Genomic DNA, 16,365 nt, shown 5'->3' with positions numbered 1-16,365 from the left:
ACCTGGATGATTCATGAGGTTCGACAAAAATAGCTCAAAGCCTCGCTGAACAAGCAAGTTGGCAATTTACCCGCAAAATAGTCTGTTTGCGTGAGGTTCGCTTGCCATCGGGATCGAGCGCGTTTGGTGAATTATCCAGGCTAAAGGGTTTAAAGATGTTGATTTCGACTCACATTTTCAGTATGGGTCAGTCAGTCTTCAGCGACTGTTGAACCCCACGATTGCCAGGATTTAGATGCGGGGAGTTTGACAGAGAGTTGATGGCGACGAACGGCGAAAACTTTATCTGTACGATATTGGCCATTGGTGAAAGGTTAAGCAATTTTGCCAGATGTCAAGTCGAGAGGCTCGAATAGCCAGATTCCTTTTCGGCTATAAGTTTCCACGATTTGACTCGGGTCGGCTGTGGCGGTTCCGGAGCCGTGGAGTCCCCCACCCTTTAGTTTGGGGGGAGACCCCCCAAGTCCAGGTTTTCGGTAGATGACTCGGCTGTTGACAAAGTCAATACTGCCTTAACCTTTCACCAATGGATATTGGCACAAGGCAAACCCCGAATCATGTCATTACCTGGGTTCAAGTATCTTCAAGGGTTGGGGTTCGATAGGGAAGTGCAAGTTCGCGACCGCAAATCCCACAGGGCAGTCATAACTGGAGTTAACAGACGCACTCGCAGACTGATTCGGAAGATCTCGGGTCTTATATTAAATCCGGGTATACACTTACTGTATAGAGTGGGCAACAGATAGTCCTTCTTCCTAAGAAGAAACCTAAGTTTGCGGGTGGCAGTCAGCCAGAGTTTTACAGTAACAATTCAACCGGATTTGATATTATCGATCGAGAAAAAGGCGATCGGATCGTGGGGTATGAGCGAGCGTTGCTTCCCATCGCCTCAAAAAAAGCCCCGAAAATCGGGGCGTTTCTAGGTGCAAACCATCAGGTTTGGAGTCCAGACTCATTTCGTAAAATACGCTATATCAATAGTAAACTTGAGAGTTTTATTCTATATATAGCGTCTATTTCCGTTGAGTCTGGACTCGAGTTCTTAAATTTCACAGGACAACTCAAATCAAACTCACATTGGACTCCGAGGCGATTTGAGCGATATCCGCGACCTGCTCCCCCTCAAGTTTAAAGGGTTCGAGGGAATCGAAACTCGCCACCACCTCACTCGGTTGGCTCTGAGTCATAAACGTATTGCTGCTTTGTTTGTTCAAGATTATATCGTCTAAGTAAGTTGACCCAGAAAGCTCCTTAGTCGTTGCCGTCACCTCATCCGAACTTGCCGACAAACTGCGAGATCGGGTATTGTTGCGCGTCACGACAAACGCCCAGTCTTTATTATCAGGAGGGTCGAGAGTAATCTGCATCCCCGATTGCGTCCCTTGGGTCTGATAGCGTCCAGTGCGAGGGTCGAATCGTTGCACGGTATAGCTGCCATTTTCCACCTTCAAAGTATTCGTACCGCTATTCCCCCGAACGTAGGCGACGTAATCTTCTCCCCTGTCCGCCAGGGCGTAGGTCGTTCCTTTGCCACCAATTAAATTATCGGCCGGTTCGAGTTCCCACCAATGGCGATCGGTAAAAAAGGTTTTGGCGTGTTGGGCATCCTCTTCCCAGTCGTTATTTTTAGCCGCACCGACGTTAAACGTACCGGGGTCTCGTTTGCCACCGAGATAAGTGGTGCCAAATCCGGTGACAACGTAACCCCCAGCCATGGTAATGTCCCAAGTCGCGTGGCGAATGTCTTCTAAAGTGTTGCTGTTGGGTTTATCCACCGTCCCATCGCCATTTTTGTCCCGCAGGTAGTAGGCGTATTCAGAGTTGATAACGGGCTTTTGATGGTCTCGGGCGTTGAGGATACTCTGATGGAGATTGCTGTAGTTTTGCTGGTAGTCGCCGAAGGACATCCAGCTTTCGTTAGTAAATCGTTCGGCAAATCGATTGGCACCGGGATGGATGGAGATGGTCCGGTCGTGGGGGTCGCTTCGATCGATAGTTTGTCCGATGCGACGATAGGCACCGTCGTTGAGGGTTTCGTTGAATTCTCCGGCGACGATGAAACTGACGTTGTAGGCGCTGTAACGGGCAGTGACGTATTCGGCGTATTGCTGGCGTTCAGCTTCGGTGTAGTCGTCCCACCCTTGGGCCCAATCGAGCATATAACCGACGGTGATGCCTTTGCGGTTGGTATATTCGATGCGGCGATCGAGTTCTTGGAAGTAGCCGGGATTAATTTTGTTTCCGGGGGAACCATCCCACAAGAAACCGCCTTCGTTGGGAGCACTCCCGGTAATGGTGCCGTTGCCGAAGTTGGCGTGGATGTAGTTGAATCCCTGGCTGGCACGTTCGTCTACGTAGCGGAAGTAAGTATTGCGGTTGAGATTTTCCCCTGGGTCGGTTTTACCGGCGCGCCATTGGGTATCCCCAAAGAGGTAGTAGGGCGTTCCGTTTTGGTATTCGAGGGTGTAGGGGGCATCGTCATTAACTTGGATACCGCCTTTGAGATTGGAGTTGACGACTTTAAAGCGACCGGATTCTCCGTTGAGTCCAGGGTCGTTGGAAGTGACGGAGTAACTCCAGTTGCCTGTGGTCTCGGGGGAAAATCGCAGTTGCCAGTTGTCACCGCCGTCCCAGAAGAGGGGGATGGATCGAGTTTGACCGTTGGGGGATGTGAGGGTGACGGTGGCTTCGACTTGCGCGTAGGGATTGCTGTAAGATTTGCTATCTTGAAAGGTTTCCTCGAAGATGTCAAATTTTTTGACGGTGGGAGTGTTTCCTGGAGGCGTTGGGTTGGGTTCGCTGGGTTCGGGTGCTGGATTGGGTACTGGATTGGGTACTGGATTGGGTTCGGGTTCCGGTGTGGGTTCTGGTGTTGGATTCGGTTCGGGTTCCGATGCTCGATTTCCTCCACCACGAGGCACCAAGTCGATGTAATCGATGCGCGCTCGTTCGCCACCACCTTTATTAGCACTCAGTTGCAAGCGTACGCCATTTTCGATTTGAACGTTGTTAATGCGGCGTTCGACGAAGTTACGGGTATTGGCGCGAGTTCCAGGCAGATCGGCATCGAAGCTCCATCGATCGATGGAGCGCCCGTCCACTTGAAAATTGACCGTGGAACGTCCGTCGTTTTCGTCGTAATAGCCAATGAGAATATCGTAAGAACCCGTCTCTCCAGTAAAGTCGAAATGAGCGGTCCCGAAATCGCCCGATAAGGAAATCAGAGTGTTTCCCGAGGCAAAAGATTTCGTTTGCTGGCTGTAATTAGACAGCTCGAACTGTTCCGCTTCCAAGCGGATAATGTCTTGTCTCATGACCTCAATTAAGCTAGAAAATATCGATTGTGGCTCGCTTTTCAAAGCACCCCGTCAGAACCACAGCTAGAACAACTCACATCAAAACGAGCAGACTCATCCTAATAAATAGAGTCGAGAGCAAGTTTCTTCGAGATGTCTATGACACGGTAACTGACAAATGAAAGGAATTTGGGGGGCAACTATATGCAGTCGCGTGTTTGACACAAGTGACCGTGGGCAGCGGTCGGACCCCGCGTCGGCGCGCCTACGTAAGGGAACGCCGACCGTTGGGAAGCTGGGGAAGCGGGGACAAGGGGACAAGCAGAGGAGGCAGAGGGAGCACAAGAGACTGGGGGAGAGTGCATAGCTAATAGCGTTAATTCTCTTCCTTGTCCCCCTTGTCTCCCTTGTCTCCCTTGTCCCCTTCTCTCCTTGTCCCCTTATCTTCCTTAATCCGAGAGTTCGGGAAATCGCACTTCTAGATTCTCTCGAACTGAAATTCACTAAAGGTATAATGATGCTACTATCGGAATATGTCAACCCCCCAACTCCAAATTCCTGATGATCGATTCCCGCACAGCCCTGGTGGAAGCCATCGATTGGTATAACGAACAATTTCCCCAGAAAATCACCGGTCCTTGGGTCGCTCTTGAGGCAAAGAAACGAGGCTGGGGATTGAACCAACCCAAATACTCCGGATTCTACAACGGTAGCAGCGAGCTGAGCTTACCCAACTTCAATCGTTTGCTGAGCGTCTTGCCTGAAGAAGCCTTCTTTCGCTACATCACCAATTTATCTGCCCAGCGTCCCACGGATGATGCCCTCGATTTGAGCTTGTGGAAAAGCAATGCTTCTCCCGGTTGGGTGAGCCTCAAACGAGCTTTCCTCAATTCGGCATCGCGAGGACGGACGACCCCGATGAAAGCCCGAGAAGTCGAAGCTCTCGTCGGATTAGCTCGCTCGGGAATCGAGTCCAATTCGATTCCCATCTGCCGTCAGGGAGCCACTTTGTTGGGGGAAGTGCCCAAACTCAACGACAAAGTCCTCGAAATCTTGGAGGAATTGCTCGAACTCGAAGATGAGACTACTCGCTGGAGTGCCGCTTTTTCTTTGGGAAAACTCCAACCCGACCATCCCAAAGCCGGACTCAAGCGAGCCAAAGTCATCACTTTGGGAGATTACAAATGGGTGCTGACGATTGGGGCAATTTGGAACGAACGAAGTTGGGTCTTCGTCGACTTTGCCCATCGGGATTTAGCGAAAAAACTCCCGGCTAAATTGATGTTAAAAATTTTCGACGCTCAAGGAAAGGAGCAGGTCTATCAAGAAACTCAAGGAGGAGAACCGAGTTTGTCAGTGCGCTTATCGCCCCCGCCCAACGCACAGTTTAGCGTGCAAGTCATTTGGCTTGAATTCAGTCATTTAGAACGATTTAAAATGGGAAACTCATTAGAAAGTAAAAAGTGATAAGTAATGAGTAATATAGCGCCTCGCGTTGCGGGAACAGGGAACGGGGAACGGGGAACAGTAGACTCTCGCAAGAGTTTCAGGATTTAGAAATGTCCTAACTAATTCGCGTAGTGCTATAACCCTCTTCTGTCACTCTCCGAAAAATGGGTATCAAACCCTGATTCATTCGTTGAGTGTCGTTGAGTATCGTTGGCTGTAATGACGGACATTCGTTAGAATTCCGGAGAGTGACAGAAGAGGAATAAGTGTAAGCATTCAGCTATCAGCCGTCAGCCGGATCGCTTGTTTCACACCTGAAAAGCTGGAATTTCAACTGGGTCCCATGCCACAGGCTCCCAATTCCCCCAGTCAAAAATGCGAGGGCGCGCTTTCTTGAAAAGCAGATCGCTTATAGCTGAGTGCTGAATGCTTGCTAAAGACTCTGCAACCAAGTCTCCAAATCCTCAAGTGTAGAGAAATCTAACAATGCCAAACTCAATCCTTCAAGTTGTTCCCACGATAGCCGAGTAATTTCTTCCGATATTGGAGTCGGTAATTCTCCCAGGGTACGAGAAAGAAGCTGAAAGAGAAGAGATTGCTGGCGTTTCAGGAGTAGCGATCTCTCCTCTTGACGACCTTCAATCCGTCCCTCCTCTCGACCCTCCTCTCGACCCTCCTCCCTGGACGTATCGACCACATTATTCAAATCGCGATAATACTTCAAACTATTTTCGTAGTTCTCCCGTTCTGGCGGTGAGAAGTTGGCAATCTCTGCGACTTCAAACAGTTGAGAGAAGATCGATTCTTGCAAGAGTTGAGGGCGATCGCTCAAATCCGGCAAGTACTTGAGCAAAAACAACCACTTGTCCAAATGCGTCTCTAACTCCTCCAGGGTTTTGCTAAACTTGGGCAACTCAATATAGACGAACCTCAGTTTCTCGTAAAATACCTCGCAGTGTTGATTCTTCAACTGCACGGTATGGATGAGGGTCTCTTCATTTTTATGGTCGTCAAATACGAAATCCAACACCCCGACCGTATACACAGCTTTCAGTCGATAGTCCCAATCACCTTTTTTAGCTTGCTCTTGAATGGGAAACGTCGCGTAGTAGACACTTCTATCATTGAAGAAGTTTTGCTTGGCTTTTTGAATTTCGACGATAAACTTCTCTCCAGATTCCCCTTCGCAGTAGATATCAAAAATCGCTTTTCGGTCTAGAGTTGTATTCCCTAAGTTTTCATTTCGTTTGTAAGTCACATCTCGAATGCGATGGTGTTCGGGAAGGAGAGTATTCAAAAAATCGATAAGTAAGGCTTTATTGGGTTCGGTTCCGAAAACTCGTTTAAAGCCAAAATCTGTAAGAAGATTGATGTAGCGCTCTTGGAGAGGATAAGCCATGGGAAAACTTGAAGCTCTTGTCCAAAGATACTTATTATTTTAGCAGTCCACTCATAATATCAAGTCGGGTTGAATACCCAGCATTAAGCAGCTACGGCATCATCATACCTAGGGCAATTCGCTGGGGCATCAGGGGGAATCATATCATTGACATGCATTTCTCTATATTATGGGTATTCATGCCAACTTAATATTACTCATTACTTATTACTCATCACTTATAGTGATTCTCAGTAGACGGAGGTACACCCAAATTCTATTCCCTATTCCTTCCGACTCTCTTCCCCCCGACCCTCAAACCATAAACTCTGTACCTCATGAGTATGAGAAGCACTATATTACTCATCACTTATAGCAGTTATTAATCTAGTGTAGTACACCTAAATTTTATTCCCCCATTCCCCATTACCTATTACCAGAAACTCTGTACTTCAACAGACTGATAACCGCTATATCACTTATTACTTATTACTTAAAAAGTCGTGCTATCGCACGGAGAACTTGAAAAATTCAATCTCAACATGATGAACTTTATCCAAGCATTGACCCTAACTCTCTACGACATCATTCTCGCCACCGCCATCTCCTTCCTCGTCTTTGAGTTCTTTTGGGGAATGACAACTTATCAACCTAATGTTCAATCATCTGATTCGACCATCGTTGCAGTTTCTTCTACCCCAAGGCCATCGAATTCATGCAAGACATTAGCCAGTGCCGATCCGTTTCTGGAGCTGATTTCTCACCTGAACAAACGACAAATTCGGACTTTGTGCCCTCCCTTGAAAATTCGACAAAAATTGAGTGGGGTCGAGAAAACCCGAGATGCAATGGTGGCAGAGGTTTTGAATGCTCTCGAGAGCGATCGCCCTCGGGTAATCGCAGTTGTACGCGAGCGATTACCAAATCTCATCCCCACAGCAGCTTAACCTAGATTCTTATCGTCCGCTCACACTTGCCCATCCAGGCAACTGACAATCGCCAACTCTTCTTCTAAATCAACCATGAACCTCCACCATTCCCTTGAAATCACCATTACCCCAAATACGATCGTGTACAGCCACTCCAAGTCGGGCCAACTCACCCTAGCAGCCGAAAACCAATCCTTGACCCTCAAATTTGGAGTGGACTCCCTCGACAAACTTCGGCAGTTGCACGAACAACTCGGAGATTTACTCGAGAGCCAAACCGAGCAAAAGTTGGCATCCCTCCAATCTCAAATCGAAGCAGTCCGCCGACACTCGACTTCATCAGCTAGCCCAATACTACCCAGTTTCGCGAGGGAGTCCAACCGGGAAAATCACAATAGCTCCCCGACGACGATCGTTCCATTTTAAGCAGTTTCAATGTCTAGAAGCCGGAGCGGTGACGATCGAAGGCACGCCTTTTAGGTGTATTCTGATAAAAGCTCTCGCTCTGTACGGACTCCACGCTTGACGTTACAAACTGTAACGATACAAACTGTAACGATCGATTTCTCGGAGAACGTGTACATTAGCGGTATAGATATACCACTAGTAAATTAAGGCGAGTCAAAACGCAAACCCTAGCAAACTCAGGAGGTCGTCCAAGCAGCAAACCCAACCCGCAAATGGCAAAGTCTCCTAACCGAAGCCAGGAGACCTAGAATTTGAGGGCTGAAATCAGCCTATTCAAAACCCAGGGACTTTCCGAACCGACGAGAAACGTGGAAATTTTGAATCGGAGTTGGAAAGACTTACAGGGTTTGCTGTGTTAATTTTAACTCATTTATGAGTGTATCACTTTAAGGAAGGGAATCAACCTTACGAGTCAAGAAAATTTGTTGCTGGCTCCGAGAGCCGACAAATTCGACCGTTGAGATGACCGAAACTTGGAACTCGACATGGGTTAGAAACCCAACGTGCAAGAAGCTCAGACAAGATCGAGCCACACTTAAAGTCACACCGAAAAGCAAAAAACGCCCCAAATCCATCGGGAGCCGCAAGAGTTCAAAATTAACACAGCCTGAGATTCAGTCCCTCAAATTCAGTAACAAACGCGAATTTGAGGAGAAAACTCAATGCAATTTCGACCCAGATCCCACGATGGGAGACAGCTGCTCCATCGGGCGAATCCAGATCGTTGCCCGGATTTAGAAACTCCCACACAACATCGGGCTTCCCCCACCGACCGAATTCAAAATTCTGGCCATCTCACTCGATTGGGAACGATCGCCCCTAGAACGAACAGGGGGAACGGATAATGTCGACCCCATTTATTCCCACCGGGCGGGGCAACCCTTGCCCCATTTGCGACGATACCTCCAGTAAATGCCGCACCCTCAGAAATAGCGACACCGTCCTGTGCATGACGAGTGCCGGATACGACGCCGCCGTCGCCGGTTATCGTTACGTCGGCGACGACAAGAAACAGCATCTGTGGGGTATCTACGTTACCGACGATGGCTCGACGGGAAAAGACCGAGCCGCCATCAGAGCCGAACGCGCTCGCCGTGCCGAAGAACAGCGCCAGAAAGAGCTATTCGAGCTGAGTTTTTCCCTCCCGATCGGCGAGCGCTCGGCTCAGAATCGAGGACTCCTGCTCCAACTCGACCTCGATGGCGACCACTGGAAAAACTTGCGCGAGCGCGGTTTGAGCGATGCTCAAATCCAAGCCGGATTATTCAAATCCGTCGAACCCTCGCAAAAACTCTCCCATCCCATTTCCCCGAGACTTGCAGGTATCGATCGCAACGCAGAGTGCATCTTCATATCCGGTCGAGGATTACTCTGTCCGGCATTCGACCCCTACGGACGCATCCTCGGAATGCAGCTTCGCCTCGACAACCCCTCGGGGGGAAAGTACCGCTGGCTCAAATCGCAAAATTCCTCCAAACTGCCCAACGGCGAAATGCCCCTCACCACCGTCAAACCCGAGGGTCAAGTTCGTCACCTCGGTCTGTGCGAAGGCATCATGAAGCCTTACGTTTCCGCCGTGCTTAGTGGTGACACGCTCTTTATCGGTGCTGCTGGAGGCAACTTTGAGGCTAGCCGCAGACAGCTCGAGGAAGTCCTCAAATGGGCGCGCGACGAATACGGAGAATTACCCATCCTCCTCTATCCCGATGGGGGAGGACTCGCCAATCGCCAAGTCTTCCACCGCGACCTCAATACCCTCAATTTATTGCGGCGTTGGGGCAAGTCGGTGCGGGTGGCCTACTGGGAACAAGGCTTCTCCAAGACAGTTCCCGACATCGACGAGTTGCTCGCCGCCGGACGAGGTTCCCAAATTCGCACCCTCACCGTCGCTCAATACCAACAACTCCGGCACGATGCTATTTGGGGATGGCAAGAGCCTTTAAAAACGATCGAGCAACTCTTCCGACGGATCGAGGTTGAGGGGAGGGAGGGGGAGACGGGGAGACGGGGAGACGGGGAGACGGGGGGACAAGAAGACAAGGGAACGCCCAGACAGGTCAACAGGTCAACAGGTCAACAGGTCAATGGGGAGAAGAATAACAAACCATTCCCGACCCCCTTCCCCAAGGGAGACTTGGAGATAGAGAGAGAGTCTAACTGCGGGTTCCTCTTCCCCCACACCCCACACCCTACACCCCACACCCTTCCTCAAGGGAGACTTGGAGACAAGGGAGAAAATAACAATTCCCCATTCCCCGTTCCCCGTTCCCCACACTCTTCGCCAAGTGAGACACCTCACCAGGGAATTGATGAGTCTAATCCACTGGCTCGATCGCAATCTGATGTTGTCGGAAACCATCGGGAACTTGGAGAAAATCGGGCATCTTACGAAGGAATCGATCGGTCTAATCCACTGGCTCGATCGCAATCTGATGTTGTCGGAAACCATCGGGAACTTGGAGAAAATCGGGCATCTCATGAGGGAATGGAGCAATTCCACATACCTCCTGACGCACGACCCGATACTGACACAAGCAACCAGTTCCTTGTAGAGGGTAAGGAATCTAACCAGGAAATCGATCGGTCTAATCCACTAGCTCGATTGCCATCTGATACCAACGAAAACAACCAGCTCGCTGTAGGGAGTAGGACATCTCACAAAAGGATTGATGAGTCTAATCCATTGGCTCGATCGCAATCTGATGTTCTCGGAAACGATCGGCATATTGAAGAAAGTGGAACACCTGACCAGGAAGTTGATAAATTCCATACACTCGCTTCCTCTGCTTCCCCAGCCTCCCCAGCTCCCCCAACGGTCGGCGTTCCCTTGCTAGGTCGGCATTCCCTTGCGTCTTTCGCCGACGCGGGGTCCGACCTCTTGCTGCCCCCTAGGGGTCCGACCGCAGCTCAAATCCACCCGAAAATTAAAAACCTACCCTTAAAAGCCCTCTCCCCCTCTCCGATTCCCCCCCTCTCCGATTCCCCCCCTCCTTCCATAGAATTCGAGAAGGGACAACGACTCAACGTCATTGCCGAAGCCACTGCCAAAGGTTGGAAACATATTTTAGATAACTCCGCATGTGGAACGGGCAAAAGTTTCGATGTGGGAGTGGTCACTCCCTCTCGATTCGGCGTTCGCAAACTTTGGGCGCTCTCCCCCACCCACCGCAATCCCACCACCGCTTCCCTCGAAGCGAACTACACCGACCTCACCGTCCGCAATAACGGCTTCAAACTCGACCCTCACCGCCAAACCGAACTCAAAAATCCCTATCGCCTTTGGCCCGAGTATGGCGAAACCCCCGAGACGGTGGGGAACTGCCATCGCACCTCCCTCTTCCGCGCCTTGGCCGATAAAAACTTTCCCAATATCGAAGCCAAAGACAACCCCATCTGCGCCACCTGCCACTTGCACGGGGCTTGCGCTCACAGCAGCGGTAACGGATACGGCTTTCGACACCAGCGCCGCCAAGATCTTCAATCCGCTCAAATCCGCGCCCATCCAGATTCTTGTCCGGTTCCGGGAGAATACGACTACAGCGGTGATGGAGCCTTTTGGGATGAAGTGGGCACCACGTTCGAGGCTACTCGTTCGGTCTCGGCAAGCGCTTGGGATTTGCATCAAGTCGCTGCCGAGCTCGCCGTCGATTTTCCCGAACTTTGGCATCGGCTTCAACCCTTCGTTGCCGCTCTCGATAACTTGTTGAACGACCCGGCTCCCCCGTACCACGGCTGGAACGACAGCGACGTGCGATCGATGTTACCCCCCCTTGAAGAAGCCAGCGCTAGGGAGTTGAGCGAGGAACTCTACAACATCTTTACCGAGCGGGACTTGGGACTCGAAGCTGAAGATGCGATCGACTACAGTCAATTAGATTGGCAGGAGCGAAAAGGCATCGGCTGGGCGAACCGACTTCTCAAAGCCCATACCCGACAAAAAGCCAGCGTTGCCCATCAAGCAGTGGGCAACATTCCTACCAATTGGACGATTCCCTTCCTCGAAGTCCTCAGCCGTCTAACTTCCGGGGCCCTGAGAGTTCACCGAGGTCAGCTGACCGTCACCATTGCCAGCTACCGCCACCCAGATTTAGCATCAGCGATGTCATTTAACGTTTACCAAGATGCCACCATGAGTCGGTGGCGGCTGGCCTTGATGCTGGGAATTGACGAGTCGGAAATTCTCGTTATCGCCCAGAAAAAAGCCCCAACCCCCAACCTATCCATTATCCAAATTCCCGACATCGGACTGGCCACTAACGGACGCAGCCGGGAAACCGATCGCCGTATTGAAGCTTTAGTCAAAGCCGCGAGCGAACGACACGACAATGTAGCCGTGGCCGAATGGAAGGGCAAGATGGACTCAATACCCGATCGCTGCGAAACCCGACTTACCCTCCTGGGGGATACCCGAGGCAGCAATAGGGCAAAAGCCTGCGATGCCCTCATCATTTGCGGAACCACCTTCCGGAACATCGGCGCTCTCGAAGACGAATACCGCACCCTCACCGGTCGAGACCACCTCATCCCCGGTACGGCCAAAGCCTGCACCCGACGACAAACTATCGGAGAAATTCCCCCCGGATTGCTCGATTACGTCGAACGAACCGTCAGTGCCGATGCTGGACTTCAAGCTTATATCGACGACGATGTGAGTTCGGAAATGAAGCAAGCCACCGAGCGGCTTCGCGCTCACCTCAGACTGGAGGAAACCCTGACAGTCTACGTTGTCAGCTCCCATCCCCTACCCTTTCAAGTGACCCTCGAGCGAGCTTTTGACATTTGTCCGGAAGCGGGGAACAAACAGCAGCGCAAATGGCATTTGATTCGAGAAGCGATCGCCCGACTCCGGGAAATGGGTGAAAAAGTGACCCAGAAAGCTATTGAGGGTATTACTGGCGTTCCTCAAAACTCCATCGGTCGTCTGTGCGGGGCGATCGAGGGTTTTTGTTGGAAAAAGTGGTTGAAAATATCCACTTCTTTAATAGAAACTTCTTTTAACAAAATGGATATTTTTCGAGAAATAGACCAACCAAGTTTAGATTTTGGATGGCCGATTTTGGATTCCGCACATAGACAAGCCCCTGGCTTTCAAGCAGGAGAGCGTCCAAAATTTCCGAATCTTCAAATCAGCGTACCGAAATCTAAAATCAACAATCTGCAAGCCCCTCCTTTTAAGGACGAGATAATCGAAAATCCAAAATCTAAAATCAACAATCGAATTGACGATGAAGGAGTTATACCATCGAGGGAAAATCGCGATCGAGTCGATCGCAGTAGCGAACTGGGAAGTTCGCTCCCCATTCCCCATTCCTCGTTCCCTTCTCCAAATCGAGAAGTTTCTCCATCTCGGGATTCTAGCCCGAGGGTTGTTGTCTCGGACAAATCAGCGGACAGCCTGAGAGGTAACTCTCCTTCGAGGAGTATGACATCATTAGGTGGAGTTGCTCTAGAGGTTGTCGGTGACGATTCCTCTGCCGCTGCTGCATCATCATCTAACAATGTCTCTTCGAGTGTTGCCAATAGCGATGCTTCTGGGGTGACTATCGCCGTCGCCACGACCGTTCGGACACCAGAGGGACAGAACGTGCATTTTTCCCCTTCCTCTGCTCTCCCAGCTCCCTCTGCTCCTTCTACTCCCCCAGCCCATCTTCACCGATCCCCTAATAATGTATCGGTCTTAGATGAAGAAGCTCGAAGTATTGCTCGCGACTATCTTCCTATTCTTGCCGATTGCGAGACCGACGAAGCCATTTCCACCCTGATTCTTCTTTGGGAAGGATTTGAAGAGCGTTGGGATTCCGTCGTCGGATGGATGTCTTCCCAGATACGAGGAATACTCTTGGCACATCTGTTATCTTTATTGCCCCCACAGGCGCAAGAGACACTCCATTGAACACGTGGCGAGCCATATAGCAAAGCGCGTCGCTTAGCTATAAAAACGTCAGTTCGGGTAAGGAGCCATTAGTTTTTGGTTACACAAAGATGCGATCGTATTCACTCTCCCCTCGCGTCGTCCGGATTTGAGAGCATATAGCTGTAGCCATAACTGTTAGGACAGTCTGAATTTACACGATCGTTTTTCTCCCCCAGCTCACCTTCACGAATGTCCTAATACTCCTGGCTATAGCTATAACGGGGCTACGATGACGGGTATGCTTAATCTGAGAAATGTTCTTCAACCGATCGAGGATGGTTTCGATAATGCTTCGCCTGCGGAAGCATTATCGCAGTACGCACATACGTTAAGACACTCTCATCTCCGTCTTCCCCTCTGGGTAATCGGCAATTTTTCTGAACGTCCTAACAAGAGCGCGTAGCGCTATAGCTTATCTCATAGTGGTAAGAGCCGATTCTTCATGTTTTTTTTGAACGGGGTAATCAGTTGTGAACTGGTGGTTTGCTTTCATTTGCTGGCTCTGTTTTTTGGAGATGTAGCCAAAGTCCCCAAACAACTTACCGGTCAAGCCTTGGACTAGTGCGGGCACAGGTTGCGCGATCGTCAACATTGCCCGGTGTCAGGGTGATACCCGCGCCCGATATAACACCTGCTATATTTCTTCTCCCTGACATTTCCAGAGAGCGCCTGGTGAAAGTCCAGAGATTTTCTGCAACGACATTTATCTAGAAGCCCTCTAGGGTAGTTATAGATGAGGCATTGACGGCATCAAAACGTTTGGGAGCTGTTACGCCATTGTTCGACGGATGAGGTATCGCCATGAAATACAATTCGAGTTTGCTAACTTCTTCCTCACATCTGACCCAGAAAAGTTCGCACCGTTGGACTGGACTCGAAATGCCATGGCAGTCGTGGATGTTGGGGACTCAAAGTGCCACTTCTGAAGCATCTAAGCTTGACGCACCCGAATTGCTGGCTCGGTATGCTGCCGGAGAACGCGACTTCAGTCAAAAGAATCTCAGGGACGAATATTTAGGTTGGGAAGATTTGATGAAAATCGATCTAAGCCACGCCACACTCGAGATCGCCATCTTGGAAGGAACGAACTTGATGGGAGCCAACCTGCAAAACGCGAATCTGTGCCGAGCGGACTTGACGGCAGCCAACCTGCAAGGGGCGAATTTGACAGAGGCAGATTTATATCGAGCGGATTTGCGCGGCACGGATTTAAGAGACGCTCAGTTTATCGGTGCGGATTTAACAACAGCCAATCTCACGGGGGCGGATTTACGCGGTGCGAACCTCTCCGGTGCGAATTTGCGCGATGCCAATCTCTCCGGCGCAGATTTGAGCGGGGCGAACTTGACGGAAGTCGATTGGACGGGAGCCGATTTTTCGGGGGCAGACTTAACTGGGGCGATACTACCCGATGACAAAGTTCGTCAAGCGATCGAAAAGGCTGCTTGTGGATGGTTTGAATGACTCGACGAGCGATCGCCATGTAACGTTTGACGACATTCGCACCCGGTTTCCGAAAAAAAATGCGGCGGCATCGGAAAACTTAATAGCGCAGCACTTATAGCTACCGCTACATCAAGCACGGAAACTCGTGAAGGTGGGCTTCGGGGGCCCGAGAGGCAGGAATACTCCGGCAAGATTACAGAATTGTCCGAATCTAACTGGCGACTGCTACAGAAAAGCGAGCTTCAGCAAGATTTTTTCCAAAGCCGATCGCCCAAAGCTGACTGCTGAGTGCGATCGAAAGAGGGAGTATCTACCTGGCAACGGGAGCTGACGGCTCGTCGCCGAAAGCTTCGCGTATCGATAAATCAATTTAGAATTCCTTGAGGGTACTTACAGATGAATTCTCCCACTTCTTCTTCGAGCGTTGTGTTCGTCGATTCCCGTATGGAAATCGACACCTCTCAAGTCACACCGGGGACTCAAGTCGTCCGCATCGACCCCACCGAAGACGGGGTCGCCCGGATTTCCGAAGTCCTCGCCACGCATCAAAATCTCGACAGCGTGCAAATTATCGGACACGGTAACGAGGGCAGCTTGTTCCTGGGAAATGTCGAGTTGAATCACCAGACGCTCGCCCAATACGAAGCCCAGGTGCGCGGTTGGGGCGAAGCCATTTCCGAAACAGGCGACCTCTTGCTGTTTGGCTGCGACGTGGCCGTTGGGGATGCGGGTAAAACCTTCGTGCAGCAAATCGCCGAATTAACCGAAGCCGATGTTGCCGCTTCCACTGATTTGACCGGGAATGCAGCCCTCCGTGGCGATTGGGAACTGGAGTATCAAGTCGGAGAAGTGACCGCCCGCTCTGCACTGTACCTGGAAGTCTTGCAAACCTTCGACGGCATCCTGGTAGAAGTCTCGAACGCAACGGATTTGCAGACGCAGATTAACCTCGGCACGAATGAAATCGAACTCGGCGCAGACATCGATCTGGGTCAGGCACTCTTGGTAAATGCTGGCAACATTACCATCGACGGTCAGGGCTTTACCATCAACGGCAATAACGGCTCTCGCATCTTCGAGATCGGCAACGGCACGCTGAACTTGGTGGATGCGACGCTGACCGGTGGTTTTGTCCGAGGGGATGACGGTAACGGCGGTGGCGGTGGCGGTCTGGGGGCTGGCGGTGCGGTGTTCGTGACCGGCGGCACCTTAACCACCAATAACGTGACCTTTTCGGGGAACCAAGTTCAAGGGGGAGATGCACTCGGAACGGCGGGTCGCGGCGGCGGAGATCGGAACAACGGCGCGAATGGCGGTCCCGGCGGCGGATTCGACGGCGAGCCGGGGGGTGACGGCGGTCTCGGGAGAGGTCGCGAGCGAAATGGTAACGACGGGACTGGGGGCGACTTCGGTCAAGGTGGCGGTGGCGGCGGTGGTGGCGGTGGCGGTGCCGCCAGCGCTCCAGACGAAGGCGGTGACGGCGGT

General features: G+C 51.0%; 8 protein-coding genes and 1 pseudogene. 6 read left to right on the top strand and 3 right to left on the bottom strand.

Going from position 1 to position 16,365, the window contains the following annotated elements:
- Positions 1-1,061: 1,061 nt before the first annotated feature.
- Positions 1,062-3,314, bottom strand: a complete 2,253-nt coding sequence (locus tag AC2215_RS23355; RefSeq protein ID WP_486812423.1) for an apiosidase-like domain-containing protein — start codon at positions 3,312-3,314, stop codon at positions 1,062-1,064.
- A gap of 543 nt (positions 3,315-3,857) precedes the next feature.
- On the opposite strand from AC2215_RS23355, the gene AC2215_RS23350 reads away from it, so the two are divergent.
- A complete protein-coding gene (locus AC2215_RS23350; protein ID WP_486812422.1) occupies positions 3,858-4,763 on the top strand; it encodes a DUF1822 family protein in 906 nt (301 codons plus the stop codon).
- Between the two features lie 415 nt (positions 4,764-5,178).
- On the opposite strand, the gene AC2215_RS23345 is transcribed toward AC2215_RS23350, so the two are convergent.
- The gene (locus AC2215_RS23345) at positions 5,179-6,144 is read right to left on the bottom strand and encodes an Rpn family recombination-promoting nuclease/putative transposase (RefSeq protein WP_486812421.1); all 966 of its coding nucleotides are present in this window, start codon (positions 6,142-6,144) and stop codon (positions 5,179-5,181) included.
- A 521-nt stretch (positions 6,145-6,665) separates the two neighbouring features.
- Here AC2215_RS23345 and AC2215_RS23340 point away from each other — a divergent pair.
- From AC2215_RS23340 to AC2215_RS23330, 3 genes are all read left to right on the top strand, one after another.
- On the top strand, positions 6,666-7,070 hold the full coding sequence (locus AC2215_RS23340) for a hypothetical protein (protein WP_486812420.1): 405 nt from the start codon (positions 6,666-6,668) through the stop codon (positions 7,068-7,070).
- 75 nt (positions 7,071-7,145) lie between these two features.
- Positions 7,146-7,478 (top strand): hypothetical protein, encoded by a 333-nt coding sequence (locus AC2215_RS23335; RefSeq protein WP_486812419.1) that lies wholly within the window; start codon positions 7,146-7,148, stop codon positions 7,476-7,478.
- Between the two features lie 886 nt (positions 7,479-8,364).
- On the top strand, positions 8,365-13,413 hold the full coding sequence (locus AC2215_RS23330) for a hypothetical protein (RefSeq protein WP_486812418.1): 5,049 nt from the start codon (positions 8,365-8,367) through the stop codon (positions 13,411-13,413).
- 244 nt (positions 13,414-13,657) lie between these two features.
- On the opposite strand, the pseudogene AC2215_RS23325 reads toward AC2215_RS23330, so the two are convergent.
- Positions 13,658-13,732 (bottom strand): annotated as a pseudogene (locus AC2215_RS23325) (transposase); the annotation flags it as partial.
- A gap of 581 nt (positions 13,733-14,313) precedes the next feature.
- On the opposite strand from AC2215_RS23325, the gene AC2215_RS23320 reads away from it, so the two are divergent.
- Both AC2215_RS23320 and AC2215_RS23315 read left to right on the top strand, forming a co-directional pair.
- Complete coding sequence (locus tag AC2215_RS23320) at positions 14,314-14,898, top strand: pentapeptide repeat-containing protein (RefSeq protein WP_486812417.1); 585 nt, start codon at positions 14,314-14,316, stop codon at positions 14,896-14,898.
- A 378-nt stretch (positions 14,899-15,276) separates the two neighbouring features.
- Positions 15,277-16,365 (top strand): DUF4347 domain-containing protein (locus tag AC2215_RS23315; protein ID WP_486812416.1); only part of this gene is annotated, 1,089 nt, incomplete at its 3' end.

The sequence above is a fragment of the Zarconia sp. genome (assembly GCF_057467645.1).
The sequence above is the reverse complement of the archived record's forward strand: the minus strand, read 5'-3'. Positions and strand labels throughout refer to the sequence as shown.